The sequence below is a fragment of the Chryseobacterium sp. RLHN22 genome (genome assembly GCF_051011795.1).
Taxonomy (GTDB): Bacteria; Bacteroidota; Bacteroidia; order Flavobacteriales; family Weeksellaceae; genus Chryseobacterium; species Chryseobacterium zhengzhouense.
Genome location: NZ_JBPCHW010000005.1, coordinates 179,924 through 203,891, shown reverse-complemented (window position 1 = coordinate 203,891; position 23,968 = coordinate 179,924). Strand labels below are relative to the sequence as shown.

19 protein-coding genes are annotated in these 23,968 nt (G+C 33.5%); 18 read left to right on the top strand and 1 reads right to left on the bottom strand.

Annotation, left to right across the window (positions count from 1 at the left end; translation table 11 throughout):
- Nucleotides 1-31 precede the first annotated feature (31 nt).
- Nucleotides 32-943 (top strand): hypothetical protein, encoded by a 912-nt coding sequence (locus ACR1PN_RS07345; RefSeq protein WP_433979496.1) that lies wholly within the window; start codon nucleotides 32-34, stop codon nucleotides 941-943.
- 66 nt (nucleotides 944-1,009) lie between these two features.
- Here ACR1PN_RS07345 and ACR1PN_RS07340 read toward each other — a convergent pair whose 3' ends face one another.
- Nucleotides 1,010-1,672 carry a S24 family peptidase gene (locus tag ACR1PN_RS07340; RefSeq protein ID WP_378183431.1) on the bottom strand — a complete coding sequence of 221 codons (663 nt, stop codon included), beginning with the start codon at nucleotides 1,670-1,672 and terminating at the stop codon, nucleotides 1,010-1,012.
- An 836-nt stretch (nucleotides 1,673-2,508) separates the two neighbouring features.
- On the opposite strand from ACR1PN_RS07340, the gene ACR1PN_RS07335 reads away from it, so the two are divergent.
- The 17 genes from ACR1PN_RS07335 to ACR1PN_RS07255 all read left to right on the top strand — a co-directional run bounded on the left by ACR1PN_RS07335 (nucleotide 2,509) and on the right by ACR1PN_RS07255 (nucleotide 23,548).
- On the top strand, nucleotides 2,509-2,664 hold the full coding sequence (locus tag ACR1PN_RS07335) for a hypothetical protein (RefSeq protein WP_378183428.1): 156 nt from the start codon (nucleotides 2,509-2,511) through the stop codon (nucleotides 2,662-2,664).
- Nucleotides 2,665-2,676: 12 nt separating this feature from the next.
- Nucleotides 2,677-2,901 (top strand): hypothetical protein, encoded by a 225-nt coding sequence (locus tag ACR1PN_RS07330; RefSeq protein WP_433979495.1) that lies wholly within the window; start codon nucleotides 2,677-2,679, stop codon nucleotides 2,899-2,901.
- Nucleotides 2,902-2,951: 50 nt separating this feature from the next.
- The gene (locus ACR1PN_RS07325; protein WP_433979494.1) at nucleotides 2,952-3,332 is read left to right on the top strand and encodes a hypothetical protein; all 381 of its coding nucleotides are present in this window, start codon (nucleotides 2,952-2,954) and stop codon (nucleotides 3,330-3,332) included.
- 320 nt (nucleotides 3,333-3,652) lie between these two features.
- A complete protein-coding gene (locus ACR1PN_RS07320; RefSeq protein ID WP_433979493.1) occupies nucleotides 3,653-7,801 on the top strand; it encodes a phage tail protein in 4,149 nt (1,382 codons plus the stop codon).
- Nucleotides 7,802-7,816: 15 nt separating this feature from the next.
- Nucleotides 7,817-8,458: a hypothetical protein gene (locus tag ACR1PN_RS07315; RefSeq protein ID WP_433979492.1), complete on the top strand. Its 642-nt coding sequence runs from the start codon at nucleotides 7,817-7,819 to the stop codon at nucleotides 8,456-8,458.
- A 268-nt stretch (nucleotides 8,459-8,726) separates the two neighbouring features.
- Complete coding sequence (locus tag ACR1PN_RS07310; protein WP_433979491.1) at nucleotides 8,727-8,837, top strand: GH-E family nuclease; 111 nt, start codon at nucleotides 8,727-8,729, stop codon at nucleotides 8,835-8,837.
- Between the two features lie 25 nt (nucleotides 8,838-8,862).
- Nucleotides 8,863-9,345 carry an ankyrin repeat domain-containing protein gene (locus tag ACR1PN_RS07305; protein ID WP_433979490.1) on the top strand — a complete coding sequence of 161 codons (483 nt, stop codon included), beginning with the start codon at nucleotides 8,863-8,865 and terminating at the stop codon, nucleotides 9,343-9,345.
- A 308-nt stretch (nucleotides 9,346-9,653) separates the two neighbouring features.
- Nucleotides 9,654-10,064 (top strand): 5-fold beta-flower protein, encoded by a 411-nt coding sequence (locus ACR1PN_RS07300; RefSeq protein ID WP_433979489.1) that lies wholly within the window; start codon nucleotides 9,654-9,656, stop codon nucleotides 10,062-10,064.
- Nucleotides 10,065-10,977: 913 nt separating this feature from the next.
- Nucleotides 10,978-11,844 (top strand): hypothetical protein, encoded by an 867-nt coding sequence (locus ACR1PN_RS07295; RefSeq protein WP_433979488.1) that lies wholly within the window; start codon nucleotides 10,978-10,980, stop codon nucleotides 11,842-11,844.
- Between the two features lie 264 nt (nucleotides 11,845-12,108).
- Nucleotides 12,109-12,963 (top strand): hypothetical protein, encoded by an 855-nt coding sequence (locus tag ACR1PN_RS07290; RefSeq protein WP_433979487.1) that lies wholly within the window; start codon nucleotides 12,109-12,111, stop codon nucleotides 12,961-12,963.
- A gap of 632 nt (nucleotides 12,964-13,595) precedes the next feature.
- Nucleotides 13,596-14,876, top strand: coding sequence for a hypothetical protein (locus ACR1PN_RS07285; RefSeq protein ID WP_433979486.1), 1,281 nt, complete (start codon nucleotides 13,596-13,598; stop codon nucleotides 14,874-14,876).
- Nucleotides 14,877-15,179: 303 nt separating this feature from the next.
- On the top strand, nucleotides 15,180-16,493 hold the full coding sequence (locus ACR1PN_RS07280) for an ATP-binding protein (protein ID WP_433979485.1): 1,314 nt from the start codon (nucleotides 15,180-15,182) through the stop codon (nucleotides 16,491-16,493).
- A gap of 188 nt (nucleotides 16,494-16,681) precedes the next feature.
- Nucleotides 16,682-17,251, top strand: a complete 570-nt coding sequence (locus ACR1PN_RS07275; protein WP_433979484.1) for a hypothetical protein — start codon at nucleotides 16,682-16,684, stop codon at nucleotides 17,249-17,251.
- Nucleotides 17,248-17,688 carry a lysozyme gene (locus ACR1PN_RS07270; protein ID WP_433979483.1) on the top strand — a complete coding sequence of 147 codons (441 nt, stop codon included), beginning with the start codon at nucleotides 17,248-17,250 and terminating at the stop codon, nucleotides 17,686-17,688. Before ACR1PN_RS07275 ends, ACR1PN_RS07270 begins: the two co-directional genes overlap by 4 nt.
- 181 nt (nucleotides 17,689-17,869) lie before the next feature.
- Nucleotides 17,870-18,718: a hypothetical protein gene (locus ACR1PN_RS07265; protein ID WP_433979482.1), complete on the top strand. Its 849-nt coding sequence runs from the start codon at nucleotides 17,870-17,872 to the stop codon at nucleotides 18,716-18,718.
- A gap of 2 nt (nucleotides 18,719-18,720) precedes the next feature.
- Nucleotides 18,721-20,139 (top strand): hypothetical protein, encoded by a 1,419-nt coding sequence (locus ACR1PN_RS07260; RefSeq protein WP_433979481.1) that lies wholly within the window; start codon nucleotides 18,721-18,723, stop codon nucleotides 20,137-20,139.
- Nucleotide 20,140: 1 nt separating this feature from the next.
- The gene (locus ACR1PN_RS07255; RefSeq protein ID WP_433979480.1) at nucleotides 20,141-23,548 is read left to right on the top strand and encodes a hypothetical protein; all 3,408 of its coding nucleotides are present in this window, start codon (nucleotides 20,141-20,143) and stop codon (nucleotides 23,546-23,548) included.
- The last annotated feature ends 420 nt before the right edge of the window (nucleotides 23,549-23,968 follow it).

Sequence of the window (23,968 nt, the reverse complement as noted above, 5' to 3'; positions counted from 1 at the left end):
TAAAATATAATAACAACAAAAATATAATAGAATGGCAGCAGCGGCAAAATGCAACATTTCATTTCAGATATATTATACATCCTCTATACCAACAACGGGAGCGACTGCATTGCTTGAATATAGAATTAAAAACTCAACAGATCCGTATATTCAGTATAATATAACTTCGGTGCCCGCAAGTGGAGGATTGATAAGTGTTCCAAACTTTCCGGCTTCCGGTGAGTATGAATATAAACTAAGGTTAACTGCAAATGGAGTATCTGCTAATCAGACAGGTTCTTTTGTGGTGGGAGAGTGTAGTCCTCCATCATGTGAAACTCCTAAAATTGATAAAGTGTATTTGGGAGAGAAAGACCAAATAATAATGGACTATTCAACAGATCCGCAAAATCTTTATGCGGTAGAATATCAGATAGCAACAGATGATAAATTTACTAATATTATTCACGTAAGGGTAATTATGGGAAGTGATTACAAGCCAACAGAATATATTGAAATGAATGATGGAACTATTGTTAATAAGACTACTTATTTCATCAGAGTAAGAAGACATTGTTCATCATCTGTAGTTTCACCTTGGTCGGGCTTCGTTGAGTTTCAATCCGGAGAATGGAGAAATTTATTAGAATCCTTCTGGTTAGCTCATGGTGATGATCTAAGCCCGGATATTTGTAACGGATTAGAAAATTACGCATGGAAGACAAATGTAACTTTAAGTACACCTGAACCAAAGTCAGGAAGTTTAATTTATCTGACTAACGGTATGTTGGCAACACGGGAAAACATAAGAATTCTTGGGCAGGGTGTACCAGGCAGATTCACAGATAACGGAATTGGATGGATCAGGTTTTCAAATATCACTCCAAGTGTGGTTTATATTGTAGATCCAAAAACAGCTCAAATATTGAATGTTGAATCCCAGTTAGAGTGTCCGACACCTTGATTTACTTATCTGAAAAGAACTGATAAAATCCTCAGTTTTGAGGATTTTATTTAATCAGTATTTCTTTTATCGTCTGTTATTTTTACGTCTCGTACTTATAATATTGAAGAGCTTTGCAACGTCTTTCAGATGGATTTCGAAATCTTCATAATATTCATTTAAAGAGTGAAGGGTAATAATGCCTTTTTCAACATCATGATTAATGATTCGCTTTACCAGAATCCCTTTTTCTTTGTGAACGATCACAAAATCCCATTTATCATAGTGTAGTTTACTTAGCCAATAATCCTGTCTGATATTTCTGCATAATATGATGTCACCTTCCAGATAACTTTCGTAAGATCCGTTGTCCATGCTGTCTCCTTTCACTTCAAAACACATGTACTCGCCCCGGTGCTCCACATCATCCGTAAAAGGAATGGTAGGTAAGCTTTCTATATATTCTTCATCCGCAAAATTATGCAGATATCCGGCTTGTGCATACTGATTGGCAAGCGGAACATTCATGATCTTTAAATCTGAAAAAACGACAGGAGAAGCGCCGTCTTTACGCTTTTTTTCCTGCTCCTGAAGTAAATTGTTTACAAAGTAAGCAGTGGTTTCAGGGATCTTTCGTTCGCCTTTTTCCCAGTATTGTACGGCTCTGGTTCCAACTCCTATAGATTCTGCTATTTCAGACTGCTTCATGTTCAGCTTTTTTCTGATTTCTTTGAATTCTAAATGGTTCATTTTGATATGTTTAGAGTTTTAAATAAAAATAAATATGAAAAAAATCATTTTTTATTTTTAAAACACGAACATTGTTCGTATATTTGTCCTGTTGATAAAGTTGAACAATACAAAGATACATATTTATATGGAATGAAAAACTATTTTTTTTAATGTTTATATAGGACTAAACACTAAATAATCTTTTTAAAATTAATAGTTTGATGTGTTTTTTGTAGGCTTGGTGCGGCTTTTAACAGATTTTTAAATAGGGTAAGAATAAATAAAATACGACAATATTTTTTATAATAGATGTGTGAAAATTGCGTTTCAATGATTTTTAAAATGTAATTTGTTCGTTTTTATTTGTTTGTAAAATTTAGAATCCGTTTATCAGCCGAAAATAAAGCAGTCGATCTAGCTGTTTATCTTTCTGAAAATATAATACTGCTAAGTTAGTGTATAAAATATCGATTCATTATACCTGACTATAGATTAGAAACATTCAGATTAAACAGAAGTTGAAAAAAACTTTATCAATTATAGAATCATTTAAAACCCAAACACAATGTTATATCCACCATTCCTACAGAAAAATTACCGACTCAGCAGATATTGAAATAAATTCATCTTGCTGGAAGGTAAATCCTGAAATCAGGAAGTCGTCAGCTTTCTCTTGCAAATACGGAAGTTTGGCTTCTTGAAAATCAAAATTAAACGACGGTCAGATCTCTGTTTAAAGGCTTAAAAATAAGTCTTGAGGATTTTTATTGACTTAACCTAACTGAAAAAAATAAGAATCTGAACACTTGTCTGAGAAAAAAACAAACCTTTTAACATATAAAAATTAACCAAACATGAAACGAAGCAAAGATTTAGTAGAAAAAAGAAAAGATTTTGTCATTGATTATGTAAAGCGTAATCAAAACAAACAGATGAAAGTAATTGTAACAGAATTAATGGAAATGCTGTTCCTCTCCGAAAGAACGATTTACAATATTATTCAGGGCTAAAAACAGAATGAAATGAGAACCGGAAAAATTAAACTGAAGAGAAAGCAGCAATTAAAAAAATTAGAAGCCATGAAAGAAAAAAGAATAAAAAAAATAAAAAAGAACAGAGCAAGACGGCGCATCCCGGTAAGAGACATCAGTGATGTGATCGATGAATTAGCTTACCTAAATGAAGATGAAAACATTCTGAAAAGCATCAGATTTTTAGATGATATGTACATTCTGGATATGGAATAACAGCATCTGAAAATTAAAAACCAAAACTTTTAACCAGGAAATAATAAATAATGAATTTAGATAGTATAAAAGCACTCTTCATCGGAACAGCAATAGCGTTTTCGGGTGGATTACTAAGGGTGCTTATTTCCATACAGAACAAAGAAAAAAAACAGCCGTGGGAACACTTTATCACATTGCTGATTGTGGTAATTGTAGGCTTTACCATGAGCTATTTAATGAACAGAGCTGAGCTGCACGACAAATGGTACTCTACAGGAGTACTGTTTGTTCTGGGCTATGGTTATGATAAGTTTTTAAAAATGATCACCAATAATCTTCCAAGCTGGATTGATACATCGGTGAGTCTTTTTATTGAAACCAGATATGGGGTAAAAACAGAAAGGCATTTTGATAAGGACGATGAGAAGAAAGATGATCTAATCGAATAAAAATAGATTATGAGAAATTCTTTACTGCAGCTAAAGAATCCATCATCCAAAAAACAAGTAATTCTCCTCAAAAAGAATGAATTTTAAACCTTGAAAACCTGAAAACTCAAATAAACGAGAAATAAAAACTACAAGTGGTTCAGCATTACCTGTTTCTTGTCACTTAGTTGAATAACCACTTCTAATTACTCATTTCTTTTAAAAAAATCTGCCGTTCCCGGTTTGATTTTCACTTCAGCAGGTAGATATAAAGCACAACAAGACGAGTTGTGCTTTATATACCTTTTAAAATAATATGTAATTTAAAAAATACCAAGTCAATGAAAGCAGCAAAACCTGTAGAAATAGACAATAAATCCCACCAAAATCAGCTCAAAAAGCAAAAGGAGAAAGAGCCTGTGGTTGTTCATCAATCTGAGGAAGAAGTGGGTATGCAAATGCAAAAACCGACCAACCCGACTATGTTGAACGGATCAGTAAATCCTAATGGTAACTTAAACCTTAATGGTGGTACCATTGCGGGTGCTCATGATTTACAAAATATTTATGGACAGGGAGCAGAAAAAAATTATGGAAAACTCCAGGAGAGTTTGACACAAACTGGCGATCTCAATAATCCCGAGACAAAAGAGATTGAAAAAGGCTATATGACAACCTTAAATGTTGATCAGGCACGGAATTATAATGATCTTAAATCGGGAACTTATTTACCAAAGACGATGCAGGAGCAGGCAATGGTTCGTCAACAAAGTAAAAAGATTGAAGAAACAAATCCTGATGTAAAACCTTCCCACAAAAAAGGAATACCGATGAAATCTGATGTTGCAGATGTGGATCAAGCTCAATTAATTAGTGATAAAGCAGGAGCTGCAGATATTGAAGATAAAGTATCACCAAATGCAAATAGCAATCCTGAATTTACGGCATTAAGCGGAAAAATTGGCAGTACGGCTAAGCAGCAAAGACAGCATGAGCCATCAAGCAAAGCAACAAACGATGCGCAGGCTGCAGCTCCATCACCAAGCAACGAGCGCCAAAGTTTGGCACAGGCGAGCCAGGTAAATTTCATGGGTACAAAAGAAGCAGGAATGTTCAAAAAAGAAGATTTCAAAGCTTTGTTGAGTGAGAAAATACATAATATTGAGCTTCCAGCCAATGAAAAGGAAGCGGATGAGTTCGAAAAACACAACAATATAAACGAAGTCAATCAAAAAGCAGTCGGCGACGTGAAGAAGGAAAAGGATGTCGCAGCATATGATATTGCTTCCGCAACTGCAGCAAAACCGGATATTACAGCACATCCTGAGCGTAAAGCTGCAAAAATGCCGACACCGAATATTGGTAAAGCTCCTTCTACTCCAAATGCTGCTAAAGCGATGCCTGTAAAAAGAACTGTGGCAAGCGTAGAACAACCTATTAAGGAGCAAACCGCAAGTATCGACAGCGAAATGAAAGCGAATGGAGTAACCGATAAGATGTTGGAAAATTCCAATGAACCATCATTTACAGATGCTCTAGACCAAAAGAATAAAGCAAAAACGCAAAGTATTGAAGCAACTCAGCAGTTTAGAGACAATGAAGCGAAGGAGCTGTCAAAAACCCGTAATGATGCACAGGCACAAGCAGTAAATCATATTAGCGGGATGCATGGCGCAAGAAAAGGTGGATTAGGCAATGTACATGGTGATCAAAAACAAACTTCATCTAAAGACAGCCAAAAACGAAAAGAAATTGCCGATCATATTAATGGGATTTATGTCAGCTCAAAAGCAGATGTAAACAACATTTTAAAGAATTTGGATACATCGGTGGCAAAACAATTTGATGATGGGAGTAAGGAAGCTAAGAGAAGATTTGAAGATCATGTTGAGAAAGAAATGAGTGCTTATAAACGCAGACGTTATGGAGAGGCGTATGCAAAACATGGTGCTTTGGTTACAGCTGCAACATGGTTGTGGGATAAACTCACCAGCTTACCTGATGAAGTCAATCAATACTTTGAAAGTGGTAAAAAACAGTACATTAAAATCATGGATGGTCATATTGATAAAATTGCCGGTCATGTTACCACCCAGCTTAATGCTGCCAAAACCAGAATTGTCAAAGGCAAAAAAGATGTAAAGACTTATGTTAACAGTTTATCTCCGAGCTTAAGGAAAATCGGGAAGGATGCTATTGCAGATATTCAAAGCAAATTCAATGCATTGGAAGAAAGCGTAAACAGTAAAAAAGATGCCTTAATTGATGTATTGGCTAAAAAATATGCCGACAATATTGCAAGTATTGATACCCGAATTGCAGATCTTAAAGCACAAAACAGCGGATTAATAAACAAAGCCCTTGATGTGCTAAAAACAAGTGTGTTCGCTATTATTATCGAAATTAAAAATACGTTGACCAATTTATTGTCCGGTGTTATCAGTGCAATTCAGGCGATTATTATGGATCCGATTGGATTCTTCAAAAACCTTATTGCCGGAGTTTCGCAAGGGTTTACCAATTTCGGAGCCAATATCTGGACGCACCTTAAAACAGGTTTCTTTGGATGGTTAACCGGGGCAATGAAAGGTATTTCTTTAACAATGCCGGAGGATGTATTCTCATTAAAAGGAGTTTTCTCCATTACTTCGCAGGTGCTTGGTTTAACATGGGGTGGAATCAGAGCCATCGGAGCCAGAGTAATAGGTGAACCTGTCATGAAAGTTCTTGAAACCGCTTCCGAGAAAGGTCTTGAAATCGTACAGGTTGTCCGTAAAGACGGTGCAGCCGGACTTTGGGAATATCTGAAAGATCAGTTTGCCGACCTTAAAACAACGGTGATGGATGCCATTATGGATATTGTTCAAACGCAGGTGATTCAGGCGGGAATCAAATGGGTGATGGGATTGCTTACTCCAGTTGGCGCATTTATAAAAGCAGCAATGGCAATTATAGATGTGGTGAAATTCTTCATCCAGCGTGCAGCGCAGATTATGGAACTGGTAAAAGCATTTACCGATAGTATCAAAGCAATTGCGAGCGGAAATGTAGGCGCTGTAGCCAAATCAATAGAAAATGCATTGGGAAGAGCGGTTCCTGTACTGATTGGCTTTTTAGCTTCTTTATTAGGAATTGGCGGATTGGCAGACAAAGTATTGGGCGTTATCCGAAAAATACGTCAGCGTATTGAGAATGCGATTGTGAAGTTCTGGAATTTTATTAAAGGAAAGGCTAAAAAACTACTTGGGAAAATTGGTTTTGGAAGCAAAAAGGAAGCTATTAAGGATAGTAAAGCAAAAGAAATTGAAAATGACCCTAATAAAGATTGGGATGATATTCAAATACCTTTTGAAGGAGAAGATCATCACAGACATACATTATATTTCCAAAACAGAGGAGGTCAAACGGTATTGATGGTAGCAAGTACACCTACTTCATTTACTGACTTTATTGAAAGTATAAAGCCTAGGAATGAAGATGATCATACAAAAGATGCTAAAACTAATGCCATATCTATAGCGGCAAAGATTGATGCACGTAAAAAAGAGAGAACTGGTGGAGTTAAAGAAAATGAGCAAAAGAAAAAAGAGGATATTGCAAAAATGACTAGAGATCTTTCTAAACATGTTGCGATACTCTTTGGTACGGATAAAGAGGGCGGACTTCCGGATTCTATTATCAAACATATGTCAAAGAGTATAGGGGGTGGTGTTTTGGCGACAGCAATGGGAGCTTCTCCTCTTACAAGAAAGGGAATTGAAGGTAGTGACCCTGAAGAGACTAATAATGTATATGATGATTTATTTTACAGAAAAGAAGGCAAGAGAGCTTATTATGTAAGAGGGCATTTGCTAAATGAACACATGCACGGGGAAGGTATATTGACTAACTTGACTCCATTGTCACAAAAAGGAAATAGTAACCACTTGCGTGTGGCAGAAGAACCTATAAAAACGGCTGTTTTGGGAGGAGCTATTGTTGACTATTTCTTAACTGTAAATTATGGACGTTCTGTGCCGAATGTTACAGATGATCAACTTGAAGAAGCGGGCTTTGAAAGTGAAAGAGATAAAAAAATTATACGTAAGATACGTGATGCTGAAAAATTTGTGCCACAAGGTTTAGCGTTAAAATCGAGTTATCTCAAAAAAGAAGGTGGTAAGTATGTAAAAGATAAAGAATTGCTTAACAAAAACTCGATTATCAATCCTGTTGATTTAGAACTGAAAAATTATAAAATTGATAGTGATAGACAGATACAGGTGAGTGTTAAAGATAGTACACCGGAAGAAATAAAAGATAACACAAATTTAAATTTGGCTCAAGCTACGATTATGCATAAAGCAGCAAATTTAGTTTCTAATTTAAACAGATTTTCACAAATAATTCCTAAATTGTCAGAGGTTACTAATGATGATATAATGATTGAGTATCTGACAGGTTTGATTGAAAATAAGCAATATGGTAATAAGCTAAAACTAAAAAAGTAAAACAAAATTAAAATAATGGAACATCAATTCAATCTTTATTTAGTACATTATATTCTGCAGTCTAAAAAAAATAAAAGAGTAGCAGGAACTAATCTTAAAGCTCCAGGAAATTTAAAAACCAATTTACCAGAGCTCAGCCAATTGGATGCGGTACATAAAGGAATAGAAGACTTTTACAAAAATGAATCAGATGGTTACAGTTTTGAATGGTGGAGTGATAAAGATAATGGGATAGGGGGAAAATTAGAATTTGCCTCTAGTAAATATTTGTTTGCTGATGCAGGCTTATATGATGGTGAAGGAGATGAGGAACTTAAATATTTTCATCCTCTAGATTATCCAACTCCTGAGTCTTTTGTCGGATTTATTATAATGCCCGATGATACCATATATGAATCATTGTATTATATGAGTGTAAGCGATTATGAATTAAATAATTTAGATTTGGACTATGAAGGCTACACTCAAATGGCACTTGAAGCTCGCATATTCAATCACTGGCAACGAGTTTTATTATATTATATGGATGGAGAAGGTATCGGTTCTGTAGAAACAGAAACCTTCAAAACAGAGATGCCAAAAATATTCCCCGATTGGACATGGGAAAATTTCATTGCTAAATTTGAAAGTTTGAGGCTTTCTAATAAAAACAAATAAGTTAAAAAACGGTATAGCGAAGTTTCTATCTTTTAGAAGCTTCCCCCCGCTGCCGCACGAATCCTTTCGTGTGGCATTTTTATTTTTCAGACTTTCTTAAAAGTTTTTATCTTTATGAAAACATAATTGATGAGTTGTAATTATAATTTCTACAATACTGAAAGATTATATTTCATAAGTTTTAGATTGGGTGTAAGTTTTAAAGAGCTTTAATCATATTTTTGTTTTTAGAATGTTTGATTTATAATAGTAACCACACGATGCAATCGTGCGGCAGCGGGGGGCCAAGTCTTATGAAGAGTTTTTATCAGAATATAATAATGAGAATAATTATCATCCTGAAGACCCTAAAGAAAATATGAGTCACAGACAGGAATAAATAACAAATTAAAATATAATAATTTATGGAAATTGAATTACAAAGAAAATTAGCAGCGATGATTCAGGCTGATAAAGACATTAATGATGTTATTAAAACGCTTGATGAATATCAGACTGAAATAGATTTGGTTGGTGGAACACCATTAAATCATGCGGTTAATTATAAAAGAAATGAAATAATTAAGTATTTAATTTATAGAGATGCAAATGTTAATGCTTTGTTTGAAAAAAATTATTCTCCTTTAATGTCAGCAATTGATGGAAAGAATATGGAAATAGTAAAATTGTTATTAGAAAAAGGTGCCAATGTTAATCTAAAGGACAAATATGGGAATGATGCATTATTTAAAGCTGTAGATACTCTTAACCTTGATTTAATAAAATTACTTATAGAAGCGGGATCTAATCCTTTTATTGGAGATAATCCTGAAAATTATAGTGCTTACGATTCAGCGAAGGATATTGGTGCTGATGAAATAGTTAGATATTTTGATAGTTTAAAGTAAATTCCCCACAAAGCAATATTTTATAATTACATAACAAGCAAGCCTTCTACTCAAAAGTTTCCCCCCGCTGCCGCACGAATCCTTTCGTGTGGCTTTTTTTCTAAACACTTTCTCAAAAAGTTTTTATCTTTATAAAAACATGAAATCTCTCCAAAACCATTTACAATGAATGAGGAAAATATACTCTGACTTTTGAAAAAAGAAAGGTTTTTGTGTTATAAAACTTATTATCTTTAGACAACAATGTAAAATATAACTAATACTAAAAAAATACCCGTATAAAATAATCGACTCCAAAATTGTAAACCATGAAAAAAAAACTATTCATTTGCACTCTTCTATTCAGTTTTTCCTTCATAAGCGCTCAAACTATTGAATCAGGAAGTCATAATACGACAGGTTACATCAAAAGCGATGGAACAATTGAAAACAGCAGTCATTCCACAGTAGGATATATCAAAACTGATGGCACGATAGAAAACAAAAGCTACAGAACAATTGGTTATATCAAAAGCGATGGCACTATTGAAAACAAGAGTCATTCTACCGTTGGTTATGTTAAAAAAGATGGAACGGTAGAAAATAGCAGCCATTCCACCATTGGTTATATTAAAGATGATGGAACGGTCGAAAACAGCAGCCATAGTACGATTGGTTATGCGAGAGGAGTTAAAAAAGAATGGGTAGCGGTGGCTTTTTTCTTCTTTAAGCTTGATTAAGTATATCGAGGGAAGATTCTCGTTAAAATATATAAGTCAAAACAAAGGCTCGGATTTTTATAATCCGAGCCTTTGTTTTTGGATGAATGTGAATATATATAAAATATCCAACGTGATCAAATAGTTGCTTCGGCGGTTTATTCTAGTTACTGCAACTACAGGATCTAGAAGATAAAAAGCTTTAATAAGAAAGAAAAAAGAGTGAATTTTGAGCTTTAAAATAAAAGGCTATTACCAGGCTGTTTGGAAATAACCTTCAATTCAAGGATTTGAGCTTGGAATGCTGAATGAGAAAAAAATGCCGATGCAAGTTTTCAGATAAAATTTTGGAAAACAAATCAATGTTGTAAACATGAACATTAATCCACTACTTCACTGATGACAGGACAGAACAGTACCTATTGGGATGGTGGTCAATACTTAAGAAATCAGAAATATAAGAATTGAATGCAACTATTATATATAAGAAAAATAATAAGCAAAATGTTTTAAAAATAATTACACATAATTACAGATTAAAATTTTCAGGAGCTACTGCAACTACAGAATAGTGAAGTCAAAAAACTTTTATAATAGGAAAAAAAGAAAGAATTTTGAACCATTAAATAATCAACCAAATCCTATTACTATAAATTATCTGGAGATCGTATGACGACTTCATAAGTCAGATCATAACTATTCATAACACTTCAATCATTTCTTTTAAAAGTGAAATTGACTTCTTAAAAGTAGAATTCCGATGAGAGGAAACTTTCTTAAGACAGCTGCAACAGCAATTGGGTAAGGTTTTCCAAAGCGAGCCATTTTTCAGTTGAAGTAACTTTCAGTGAGCAATCAATGGATTTTTAAAAATTTAAACCTCAGATAATAAGTGAGTTATTTAGATTCTAGAAATAAACAGAATACAAATATTATGGAAGAAATAAACAAATTAACCGAAAGAGAGAAATTAAAAACCTATTTTGAAACAGGTAAATATCCCACACAAATTCAGTTTGCAGAACTGATAGATTCTTTAAGGCATAAAGGCGATGCCCTAAGTTATAAAGACATCGTAAATATTGCTAATAGGTTAGAAACTTTGGATAGTAGAACTATTGAATACTATTCCTATGGTATCGAAGATTTAAAATTTCCGATAGTTATAAGTCAGAATGATGCAGACGATTTAGTAATTGAGGTGGGAAATAATGAAGGGGCGTTTAAAACACAAAAAATATTTGGTAACGCCCCATTTATTATTACAGCAAAAGAATTTCCTGTAGAAATATTAGGAAGTAATGAATATTATACCTTGAATTACTATAGTTATGATAACATTACAGGTTCTTCTTCAGAATTACAAAGAATATTTGGAAATAATCTTCCTACAATTCCAGATGGATTTGAAATTGGAACGATAGAAGGTGAACAATCTGGCTTGAATGTTTATAAACAAGACATGGGTCAACAAGTATATATCTTAAATACAGATATTCAATTTATTAATAAAACAGAGGTTGAGATTCAATATAAAGCACACTCAGGCTATTGGAGTAGCAGTTACACAAATAAAGATATGATGACAGATCATTATAATTTAGCGGATTATCTTAATTTTATTTTTAGAGCTGATCTTCGGAATATTGAACGGTCTATAGAATGTAAAGTCTTTAATACATATAATGAAGAACTTTTGATGACGGTACACTTAAAACCAATGGAAAATAACACTCAAGCCTGGGGTGACAAATTGGTGGAGAAAATCAGAAATATTAGAATCGAATGTGATTATCAATAAACCAGGAAATGTACTGTATGATATAATGTGATTCCTAATTATAAAAGGTATTATACTCCAAAAAGCTGTAAAAAAAGATTTTACTAAACAGCATTTTACTATTCGGAAAACAAAATCGTCATAGCAAAGGCCAGCAATTTCTCATTTGTAGTATTCTCATTCATATCCAATTATTAACCTGCACAAGAAGCTTAAAACAATAAAAAATGAGATTTAAGTTTAAACAATAGTCGTAAAAATAGCATAAGTGAAAACATTAATACCATGGAAAAAAGTAAATTAACAACAAGAGAAGAATTAAAAACCTATTATAAAACAGGAAAATATCCCACACAAACTCAGTTTGCAGAACTGATAGATTCTTTAAGACATAAAGATGATGCTTTTAGTCATAGAGATATTGTAAATATTGCGAATAGGTTGGAAGCTTTGGATAGTAGAGATATTCAATACTATATTTATGACGTTGGAGATCAAAAATTTCCTATAGTTATAAGCTCACAGGATGCAGAAGACTTAGTGATAGAATTGATGGATACCACCAATAGTACTGGAAAGTTAAAAATCTTTGGTAAGACACCTTTTAGCATTAAAACAAAAGAATTTCCAGCAGAAGGATTGGGAACAAACGAATACTATCGCTTTATTTCTTATATAGATTCCGTTTCTGTTAATAGAATGTTCGGAAATAATTTGCCTACAATTCCTGAAGGGCTTGAACTTGGAACATATAAAGGTGTAGACTTTTTCTGTAATATAAGGAAGATTGAAGTGGATCGGCAGATTAACATCGTAAATACAAATATTAAGTTCGTTAATAAAACAGAAGCAGCAATTCAATATAGGATAGAGGCAGACTATTGGGCGAATGGATACACAGCTAAGGATATCATTACAGATCATTATGACATTGGGGATAGTTTGTATTTCTATTTTACAGCAGATCTACAGAAAATCGATCGGAATATAGAATGCAAGATCTATAATGCAGATATTGATCAGTTTTTGATGACGGCCACGTTATTGGCAGGACAAGATAATAAGGAAGTTGGGGGGAATGGTGAAGCCAAACAAACCAGAAATATTAGAATAGAATGCGATTATCAGCAAAATACATAAATTACAACCATAAATACATGGCATAATACAATCCTTAACAATAAATATTATGCTTCTTCAAGATAAAATTACAAAACTACATTTAAAATTTATACTGGTGTTTAATTAACCAATGATCTCATGAATCGGTAAAAAGATTCTCCTGTGAATGATGAAATATTTCAAAAAACAAAATCATTACAGCAAATACAGATAGTAGTTTCAATCTGTAATCCATATCCAAATCATCATTTTTTCATTAAAATAAAATTTTCAATACATGACAGATTTAGAAACAATATTAAGTTGGTTTCAGACTGGCGATATGGGGGAGAAGCAGGAGACGATTAATTATCGATTTATAAAAAATAAATAAAAATAATTTCAGTAAAATCAAAACAAAATACTCCAGTTACCGGCATCTTACAGAGGAACTGTAGCAATGGAAACTGATATGATTATCAGACCTAAAGAAAAAACTTGTAAATGAAAATTATTGATACCTGTACAAGAACTGTAATGAATTACTTTTATTTAGGATAAAATAAATTTCAGCTTAACCAAATCTCAATAGTATAATAGAGTTTTCGAAGCTTATTTCCCTTCTTGCTTCATCATCAAATTATCAATTTTAAATACCAAATTTTCAAGACATGACAGACTTAGAAACAATATTAAGTTGGTTTCAAACCGGCGATATACCTACAGAAGAAGAATTTCGACAGACGCTTTCTTCTTTTAGACACAAAAACACTAAAATTCCAATTTCAGAAGTTGATAAACTGGAATCATTATTAAACAGTAAACTTAACGTCAGTGATATTCCTGATAATATGGCCTTAGTAGATAAAGGCCAGCCGAAAGGTGTTTTTAATAAAGAACAGATTACGGCAATGACGATGATGCTTTCCGATTACGTTAAAGACGGAAAAATCAGAGCTGATAAAATTGAAAAATTGGGCCTTACTGATGCAAATGATATGATTAAAGCTATGAGTTTAGCTACAGATGCTCAAAAAGATGAGTGGAGAATAGCACAACGTAAAGCTAATGAAACTTATAATCTTAACCAGCCAAGAATAGATTTTATCAATCCCCCAATTATAGATAAAACAAAAACATTTGTACAGTATGTAAGCTTAATTGGTCTTAATATGTTTCTTCCACCAGCCTCTTTAATTTATGTATATAGAAAAGCTGATGATACTCTGTATAAAACCATTACCAATTTTCAAGTATATCAAAGCCAAGCTGGTATTGTAACATTCGCAGAAGATTTTTCAACATGGTATGAGGGGGAATACTATTTTGTTATTTACAATGCTGCAAGTAATTTAACATCCATACCAGACACCAATAAAATTTTAATTTTATCTGAAAATGTAGACAATCTGCCTATTCCTAATCTTACCTACACTTGTAGCAATCCTGATGTTATTATTACGGGGAATTCTACAGCCGCTTATGAACAGCCTTTTGTTCTTAAATCTGTTGAACCTATTATTACTGAACAAGAATTAACAGAAGGTGTAGGAGTTGAAATATCTTTTAACTATGCAGGTTGGTCTTGGGGAAGATACCCTTCTAGATTTAGTATTGGTTTGTGCCAATATGACAAGACTATTAATGATACTGTAATCGATTTGGGGGTTACTGCTTTACCTGTAAATAGACTTTCATCGGTACCTAACTTTATTGAAAATGGAACATCTTTAATGGGAGATACTCCGAAAACAGATAAAAATTTCAAACTTTATATTGGAGTGAAAAATGGAATTTGTACAATTTTTTGTTCAGAATTATCTTTTATTGTTACTCTTAATTACGGGTATATAAGCGATTTATTCTTAAAAGTTAGTTTGATTGATGGCTCTAATGCAAATGATGGCGGAAGGTTAGCATTGATGGGTATAACAAAAAAAATGAAATTATAATAACTAACTATATAGACCTTGTTTTTAAAATATTGGAGTTTTCGTGTATATACATTAAAATTTCTACGTGGAAATATAATGATTTGCTATTTTCAAGAGTAACTAACGGTTCCGTGAAAAACAGAATACTGTTCTTTAAAAAGTAGGAATTCTACTACAAAAAAACTTTTTTAAACAACTGCAACAGCAGCTTTCGTTAATACTTTCCAATATCATTTAACGATACTTAATGGATGTTGAAAATAATATCCAAGAAACAATTGTTTTCCTAAAACATCAAAAAATACTAACAAACAAAAACCAATGCAACCAGAACAGATACAAAAACTATTTACTCATTTAGGAGAAGTTATAACATGGCGCATCAACAATCCATCAGAAAACTTTGATGAAGCACCGGATTTAAAAAAAAGTGATTACGAAGGTTTTCAGCTAGGCAATTATATTTCCAAGAAGAATCTTTCCCATCCGGAACTTATTATTCTGTTGATGGCTCTATTACCTCGTTTAGATCCTTCTCTGCTGAAACGTATTTTTTTAGAATTTCCAAGTAGTGCGCTGTTTGATTATTGTTCAACCAATGATAACGGAAGGCTTTTTTATCCGACAATTCAGGCTGTTCAATATGTTTTAGGTGGAGAAAGTATTTCAGAACGTTTAAAGGCATTGGATTATTTCAATCCAGACTCAGTTTTAATGAAAGAAGAGCTCATTATTTTTCAAAGTTCAGCTCAGGAGTATGTGTCAATGAATGGTCAATTAAGTGTTCATCAGGAAGCTTTTAATACGATTGTTTTAGGAGTAGAATCATTACCAAAAATGAGCAATGATTTTCCGGCAGAATTATTACATACCGGTAGATCCTGGAATGATTTGATACTTCCTCAAATTACATTAGACGAACTTCAAAGTATTGAAGCCTGGTACAACAGCAGCCGAATTCTTATGGAAGATTGGGATATGCAGAAAAAACTTAAACCGGGTTTCAGAGTGCTGTTTTACGGAGAACCGGGAACCGGAAAAACTCTTGCAGCGAGTCTTTTAGGAAAATATACTCAGCGTCCTGTTTTCAGGGTTGATGTTTCTATGTTGGTTTCAAAATACATCGGGGAAACAGAAAAACAGTTGGCAAAATTATTCGATAAAGCGGAAAATAAAAACTGGATTCTGTTTTTTGATGAAGCTGATGCTATTTTCGGAAAACGAACTTCTGTAAAAGATGCTCATGATAAATATGCCAATCAGGAAGTTTCTTATTTGTTACAGAGAATAGAAACGTTTTCAGGACTTATTATTTTGGCATCCAATTTTAAAAATAATATGGACAAAGCCTTTACGCGACGTTTTCATAGCTGCATCAAATTTAATAATCCAAAACATGAGGAGCGCCTGCGTATTTGGCAACAAAATTTACCAGTGCAACTGCAGCTTGAAGGGATTAATTTAGACCAAATTGCCAAACGATATGAGCTAACCGGCTCTAATATTATGAATATAATTCAGGATGTGAGTTTAAAAACAATAGCATTAAATAATCCTGATTACAAAGTAAATTTAGACATGCTTTTAGAAAGTATCAAAAAAGAGTATGTGAAGGAAGACAAAATATTTACATAAAAAACTTGGACTTCAGTTATCTCTTAAAAACAGTCGGAAGCTCTGTTAGTCTATAATTTATGAAGATTGCAATAACTTAATGAAGTCACTATTCTAAAAAAATAAAATTGTAAAAAGTTGTTTTTTTATAAACACAATAACTTCTCTCTTCCGGCTTCCTAATTTAATAATTTCAAAAAATAAAGCTTATGAAAGCAAAAATTCTGCTGCTGATATTATTCAGCGGTCTCATATTGTGTTGCCGAAGTAAACATAAAATTACAACAACTTATAGTGAAAACAAAAAAGAAACTGAAACTGTAAAAGTTGATTCTTTTAGTTTACAAAACGTGAAATCTACACAGAATAACTCTGTTGATGCATTTTTAAAGGAAAAGAAAAATGAAACATCCGGAGAAATATTAATCACAGGAAAATCTGATCCATCCAATCCTTTTATTTTTCATAATGTTATCGGAAACGACACCATTCAAAGTATTTCCATTATCGGAAATGCAGAATATGCAATCAGTAATTATTATGCAAAGGCTGATAATGCAAAGTCGCATGTTGTAAAAAAAGAATTTGCAAATATCATTCAGGATTCAGCTCAGAAAACTATTTCAAAAAAAATATCCAATGAAGTCACATCCGAAGTGAAGCAACAAACAAAAGAGATTAAAGCAAAAGGCTTTCAGGCAGGAAGCTGGGTTGTAATTACAATTGTTGTGACCTTTTTAATATTCATCTTTTTCACCTACAAATACTTTAAGAAATGAAAACATCACAAAAAGGAATCAACCTGATTTTATCATTCGAAGGTTTCAGCGCCAAGCCTTATCTGGATTCAGCAGGGATTCCGACAATTGGCTACGGGAATACTTACTATCCGGGTGGCAAAAAAGTAACGATGAAAGATCCTTCAATCAGCAAGGAAAAAGGAATTGAATTATTTTCATCTGTTTTACCCGTTTATGAAAAAATTGTGAACAGTAAAATTAAAGTAAATCTTACTCAAAACCAATTTGATGCTCTTGTATCGCATACTTATAATACCGGAGGATCTGATACTTTATTTTCTCTAATCAACAAAAAAGCAAATCCCGAAGTTATAAAAGACTGGTTCATTTCAAGATATATTACTGCAGGAGGTAAAGTTTTGAATGGCTTAATCAGGCGTAGAAAAGCTGAAGCTGATTTGTTTTTTTCAAAATAAGACTTTTATGCGCTTTCCAATATTTATACTTGAAATAGGAAGTGAAAGAGAAAATTTAATTCAATGAGGCTTTCTTGTAAATCACTCATAAGCAAAGGTAAAATGAGGCAAGTGATATTCTAAAAAAATTAAATCAAAAATAACTAATGACAAAGAAACTCAAACAAAACCTCAAATGATCATGAAAGTACCATTAACAACAATATTTAGCTGGTTTGAAAAGGGTGATATCCCCACAGAATATCAATTTCGGCAGACCTTTTCTTCATTCCGTCATTTAGATGATGAAATCGAAATGGATGATGTGAAGGGTTTAAATGAAGCTTTTCAAAAAACGCTGTCTACCATAGCTTTTACAGATCATCTGGAAGATGAGAGTGCGCATAATTCAGTTTTGGCAAAGCTTAATGCGTCCAATCTTACCGATGTTAATGTAGATGAATGGAGGGAAAAATTAAAAATCAAATTAACAGCTACGATAGACGGAGAAGGTGAGCCCGGAAACGTCTTTACGAAAGAGCAGATCGGGGAAATCGTGAATATATTTCAGGCAAAAGATGATGAAATGCTTGAACGTATTGCGAGAATTAACGAATTACTGACCTCTGATGATGTAAATCTTGATGAGCTTCAGGAAATCGTAGACTATATAAAAGAAAACAGGGAGCAGATAGAATTGCTTAAAGAGGCTGTTATCAACAGTTCAGATGATAAAATAAGTCTTGTTGGAAGTTATTCAAACTGGGGACCTGTCACTTACCAAAATCAGTTCAATGATTTGGTGTATGATAAAATTAAAACGATCGAAGATGACACCAGTTCCGAAAAAAACAAATATGAAGAGAGAATTAGGGGAGACTCTAAAATAGAACATAATCTTGATACATTAAGTTTTGTGATCGATGCCTATGACACGGTTACCATGTTTACAATACCCCTTAAGGTGAGAAGAATTGACACCAATACTATTGAAGTGCTGTTTGATTCTGTACCACCCAATATAATTCAGTTAACAATTAAAAAAATATAATTATGGACATTAAATACGCTTATTACAGTAGTTCCGTAGGATACAAAATCGAAGGAAAAACAGACAATGATATTTTAACCGCAGGAGGGGGTACAAGATCAATCAATTCTTTTTGGCATGACGGAAACTTAAATCCGCTGGATTATGTACCCAAAACCCGAACGTTAACAATTAACGGTACAGCTTATGATTTGTCAGCAAACAGATCATTTACAACACCGGACACAATTACACGTCTGAAAGGTGGTGCATCAGGATCTTTGGTATCCGGGGATGTTACCCTTGCAGCAGGTTCTAACGTGACGATTAATCAAACCGGGAATACCATCACATTAGCTGCTACAGATACAACGTACAGTGCAGGTAATGGTTTGACATTGACAGGAACTTCATTTTCCTTGTCAGTCACCACTTTAGGTACAGGAAATGTGGTTACAGGAATTACTCAGACGGTTAACGGAATAACGGTGAATCTTGCCTCTATGCCTACTTCAGCGGATTTGGCTAATTATATCCAATTATCTCAAAAAGGTGCGGCAAACGGAGTTGCTACGTTGGATGGAGCAGGGCAGGTTCCGGCATCCCAACTGCCATCGTATGTGGATGACGTTTTGGAAGGATATTATAAAGCTGCTGACGGAAAATTTTATAAAGAAGCAGCATATACCAACCTTATTGCCGGTGAGACAGGAAAGATTTATGTGTCTCTTGATAATAACAAAACCTACCGATGGACCGGGTCAACGTTCGTCTATATCACTTCAGGAGCTGTAGATTCTGTAAATGGATTGACAGGTGTTGTCGTTTTAAACAAATCTCACGTAGGTTTAAGCAATGTTGATAATACGGCAGACGCCGCGAAAAATGTTCTTTCCGCAACAAAATGGACTACGGCCCAGACCATTACGCTTTCCGGAGTTACCGCAACGGCACAAACCATTGATGGTTCCGGAAGTGTGACCATCCCTATTACTGCAGTTCCTGCAACACTTTTAACGGGAACCGCAGCAATCAATACAACCGGATCGGCGGCAAAACTGACAACACCGAGAACAATTTCGGCTACAGGTGACGCTTCGTGGACGACAACCTTTGACGGTTCGGTAAACGTTACCTCAGCATTAACATTGGCTGCAACAGGAGTAACTGCGGGAACTTATGATCAGGTTACAGTTGATGCTAAAGGTAGAGTTATTGCCGGAAGTAGTACTTTAAAATCGTACACGACTGCTATTTCCGGAACGGCAAGTATAGCGCACAATTTAGGAACTAGAAATGTAGATGTTGTAATGTATGATACTGTAACATTTTACAAAATTGAAGGCAGGATAAAATTAACCGATCCGAATAAAATAGATATTGAATTTGATTCTGCTTTACCTAATACTGTATCAGTAACAGTAACCCGTAAAGATATTTAACATGGACATAAAATACGCATATTATAATACCTCTAAAGGCTACAGGGTATTGGGCGGTACAGCCGTCCACTTTTTAAAGGCTGATGGTTCTTTAGATGGTACAGAGTATATTGATAAAACTTCATTCCAGGATATAACAGGTATTAAATCATTTACTACCTATTTAGGTGGAGATGTAGGGAATAACAGATTATGGGTAAGATCTAGCGATGGTTCAAACCCTGCAATGTCATTTACTAAAGATGGTGTAGATAATGCACAGTTATCATTTAGTGGATATGAATTTCAATTTATAAATACAAATAGTACAGGATATTTTCCAGTTAAAGCAAATGGATATACAAAGAATGGTTCATCTGATTCATATTTACTTACGGGAGGAGGAGGCCATAAATTAATCTCTGACTTTGCTTTAGCTGGTAATTTATCAGGATATGTTACGTTATCTACAGAACAAAATATTAATTCTCAGAAAACATTTTTAACAGGATATGATACTTATACACCAGATGGTTTATTTGATGTTAATGCAAAGCCATTAAGAACAACTACTCCATCAAGCAATAGAATTCTATTAGGTTATAAAGATTATGGCGGAGGTCAGTATTATCCAAGAATGGGATTTAAAAATGACCCAACTTTATTTAATTGGAGTTTAGGCCCTCTAGGTAATGATTTTGTTATAGGAATTAATAATGATGGTACAGAAACATTTAAGATAAGACCTAGTGGTGCTATATCTAAAAACCAGAATAATACTCAGATATTTAATAGAGTTTATCAAGGTTATTATGACTTTGGAACTAATCAAGGTATTTTGGCTATTAAGATGCCACAAGCTTCCCTTGACCAAGCTATGTTTAGTATTGACATTAATATCTATGGATATCAAAATAAATATGTAGGAAAAATAAATGTATCTTTTTATAAATATGTTTCTGGAACAATCATAAATGAAGGTTCTGTAGCTTTATTAGATGTAACAGATAACTTTCCTACAGATATAGTAAGAGTAGGTATTGGGACTGATGGCTATGTTAGTATTCTGTTAGGAAATCCTAATACAGTTTGGGAAGGTTATTTTTCATTTGAGGTTGCAAGAGTTCAGGTTCAATATGGTAACTGGTATCAAGACTGGAGTTTAGGTTGGTCTCATGCAATAGAATCAGATTTAAATCAATATAGTGGTTCTAATAAATTAATTGATTTACCTGTTCATAGAGTAGCTACAATAAGTAATTTGAATAGTTATGTGAAGAAATCAGGAGATACTATGACAGGCCAATTAAATGCTCTTACAATTTCTGCTCAGAATGCTACTGATAAACTTATTTATGATAACATAGAAAACTATGGCTCACCATTAACTATTAATGCAAATGCAAGTTTAGGAATATATTTACAAGCTAATGGTAATAACATGTTTTATGTTGGACCTTCTTATTCTGAATTCTTTAATGACCTGTATATAACATCAGGAAGAGTTATTTCTAATTATAATACTAATTCTAATCAATGGGGAAGAGCATATACTCATGGTTTAGTTGATAGAGGAGTTGCTTTTGTATCTAATGTTGACGCTAATAATTTAGCTAATGAGACAGGAATCACTTCAATAGAAACAGGGAATGGTTCAGGAAATACCAATTTTCCTTTTTATGGTTATGGGAATTTTCTGAAAATGTCAAGTAGATCATTTACGTCTGAATTTGTTCATCAAAATGACGGGAATTTATATCATAGGAACTGGTATTTAGCTGGTAATCCAAATGATTATCCTTTTAGAAAAATTTGGGACGATATAAATTTAGAAGACTATCATCAATATGGTTTAGGTAAACTCTATTTAGAATCTTTGGCTGATGCTGATACATACTCTGGAAGAAATACAGGATTTTATTCTCTGAATGTTTCCTTACATGCACCATTTCAATATGGTACAGTTCTGAAAATGATGAGAGATGGTAATGAAGGCGGAGAAATTGCAGTTTCAACTTATGGTGGTCAATTTGCTTTTAGAGAATATGTAGGTGGAACTTACTCACAATGGTATTATACATGGCATACAGGGAATTTTAATCCGGCACAGTATGTTACACAAACTTCTTTAAATACACAGTTAGCTAATTATGCAACATTGAATGGAGTACAGACCTTTACTAATACTAACACATTTACACAAAGTCCTGTTATTCCAAATGGTACTTTAGGAACTCATGCGGTTAATTTAAAGCAGCTTAATGATAAAGCAGATAGAAATGGTTCTAATGCAACTGATACCTGGGCTAATGCAGCTAAGATGTTAGTTACTAACCCATATATTCCAGGTAGAACGATGAATGGTTCAGGTACTGCATATCTTAATGAAGCTACCTATGGTGATGTACATGGTTTTTTAAATAGTAGTGGAACTGCCCAAGGAAATCCTACAGATAATTGGTTCCATAGAATTAAAATGCTTCACAGTAATTCTAGTGGTTACTTCACTGAAATTGGAGTACAAATGACAGGTGGTAACTCTATGCACTATAGAAGATATGAAAATGGTACTGATTATGGTTGGGTTCAAGTTTGGGATAAAGAGAATCTTTCTCAAGCAAATATTAATAACTGGAATATAGCTTATGGTTGGGGTAATCATGCTAATGCAGGATATGCAACTGGAACATGGGTTAATACTAATTTTATTCCTAAGTCACATCCTGTATATAATATAACTCAGGCAAATATTAATTCATGGAATGCAGCAGCATCAGGAAGCTCTCATACACATTCCAATTTGTTTTATATAAATAATATTGATCAATGGCTAGGAGTAGGTCAAGCACCAAGATTTAACAGTGTTTTTTTAATGGATGCCTTTGGGTATGGCCAATTAGTTCTTGGAGAAGGGAATATAGGAGGAGAGTCAGGATTAGTTGATATAAGTAATAAAAGGTTTTATGCTGGTAGAATAAATGAATATCTTAAATATGGTTCATCAATTGACGGGTTTGAAGGATTAAATATTCATTTTGATGCACAGTTACTTGGTATAGGAAGAGAGTTAGGTAACCACGAAGACAAAGTTCAATTAGCAGGAGATCTATCAGTAGATACTATTGATATTAATCACAATTCTAGGCAGTTGATCCTTAATCCTCTGTACAATACAGATGGAGATGTAAGACATTCAAGAAATGCTCATATTTATATTGTAACAAGAAATGCTGTAAGCTTACCAGACAAACCAATATTAGGACAAAGAATTGAGATCTTTAATGATAGTGACAGTGGTATAGAAGTAACTCATAGTAATGTAGGGACAATGTTTAAGATTCCTGGTTTTTGTAAAGTAACAGGTATAGCGGCTAATAAAGGATTCAGATTTGATGCAGAACCAGTTTATACAAAGCAATATGATATCTAAATTAAGAAGTATGTAAGTACTGTTTTTTAACTTTTGCTAAAAATCATAAAGAAGTAAAAATAGTATAAGAGACAGACGAGATTTAGTAATGAGTAGATTGAATCAAATAATTATTTATCAGAAAAATACTGGATACTCCAACTACAGAATAGGAGGCCAAAAAACTATTATGATAACTAAACAAGCTTGAACTCTGAAGAGTTATACTAAGACTCGTTTAGCAATAATAGTATGATAAAGAGGAATGAAATTGAAAATTAATGAGGAATTAGATTAAATTTCTTAGTCAAATTATTTTAACAAAAGCCCCAGTAAGAAGACAAAAGTTTTCTCACTGTGGCTTTGTATTATTTTAGTATATCATACTACAGCCTTTAAAATAATCTGTTACCTTACACAAAAAAAACGCTCTTGTTAAAT

Excerpts from the sequence above, each read along its gene's own strand:
- ACR1PN_RS07325 (WP_433979494.1), top strand. The coding sequence starts at position 2,952 with ATGAATTTAGATAGTATAAAAGCACTCTTCATCGGAACAGCAATAGCG.
- ACR1PN_RS07330 (WP_433979495.1), top strand. The coding sequence starts at position 2,677 with ATGAGAACCGGAAAAATTAAACTGAAGAGAAAGCAGCAATTAAAAAAA.
- ACR1PN_RS07295 (WP_433979488.1), top strand. The coding sequence starts at position 10,978 with ATGGAAGAAATAAACAAATTAACCGAAAGAGAGAAATTAAAAACCTAT.
- ACR1PN_RS07260 (WP_433979481.1), top strand. The coding sequence starts at position 18,721 with ATGGACATTAAATACGCTTATTACAGTAGTTCCGTAGGATACAAAATC.
- ACR1PN_RS07305 (WP_433979490.1), top strand. The coding sequence starts at position 8,863 with ATGGAAATTGAATTACAAAGAAAATTAGCAGCGATGATTCAGGCTGAT.
- ACR1PN_RS07290 (WP_433979487.1), top strand. The coding sequence starts at position 12,109 with ATGGAAAAAAGTAAATTAACAACAAGAGAAGAATTAAAAACCTATTAT.
- ACR1PN_RS07265 (WP_433979482.1), top strand. The coding sequence starts at position 17,870 with ATGAAAGTACCATTAACAACAATATTTAGCTGGTTTGAAAAGGGTGAT.
- ACR1PN_RS07300 (WP_433979489.1), top strand. The coding sequence starts at position 9,654 with ATGAAAAAAAAACTATTCATTTGCACTCTTCTATTCAGTTTTTCCTTC.
- ACR1PN_RS07340 (WP_378183431.1), bottom strand. The coding sequence starts at position 1,672 with ATGAACCATTTAGAATTCAAAGAAATCAGAAAAAAGCTGAACATGAAG.
- ACR1PN_RS07270 (WP_433979483.1), top strand. The coding sequence starts at position 17,248 with ATGAAAACATCACAAAAAGGAATCAACCTGATTTTATCATTCGAAGGT.
- ACR1PN_RS07280 (WP_433979485.1), top strand. The coding sequence starts at position 15,180 with ATGCAACCAGAACAGATACAAAAACTATTTACTCATTTAGGAGAAGTT.
- ACR1PN_RS07255 (WP_433979480.1), top strand. The coding sequence starts at position 20,141 with ATGGACATAAAATACGCATATTATAATACCTCTAAAGGCTACAGGGTA.
- ACR1PN_RS07335 (WP_378183428.1), top strand. The coding sequence starts at position 2,509 with ATGAAACGAAGCAAAGATTTAGTAGAAAAAAGAAAAGATTTTGTCATT.
- ACR1PN_RS07320 (WP_433979493.1), top strand. The coding sequence starts at position 3,653 with ATGAAAGCAGCAAAACCTGTAGAAATAGACAATAAATCCCACCAAAAT.
- ACR1PN_RS07345 (WP_433979496.1), top strand. The coding sequence starts at position 32 with ATGGCAGCAGCGGCAAAATGCAACATTTCATTTCAGATATATTATACA.
- ACR1PN_RS07275 (WP_433979484.1), top strand. The coding sequence starts at position 16,682 with ATGAAAGCAAAAATTCTGCTGCTGATATTATTCAGCGGTCTCATATTG.
- ACR1PN_RS07285 (WP_433979486.1), top strand. The coding sequence starts at position 13,596 with ATGACAGACTTAGAAACAATATTAAGTTGGTTTCAAACCGGCGATATA.
- ACR1PN_RS07315 (WP_433979492.1), top strand. The coding sequence starts at position 7,817 with ATGGAACATCAATTCAATCTTTATTTAGTACATTATATTCTGCAGTCT.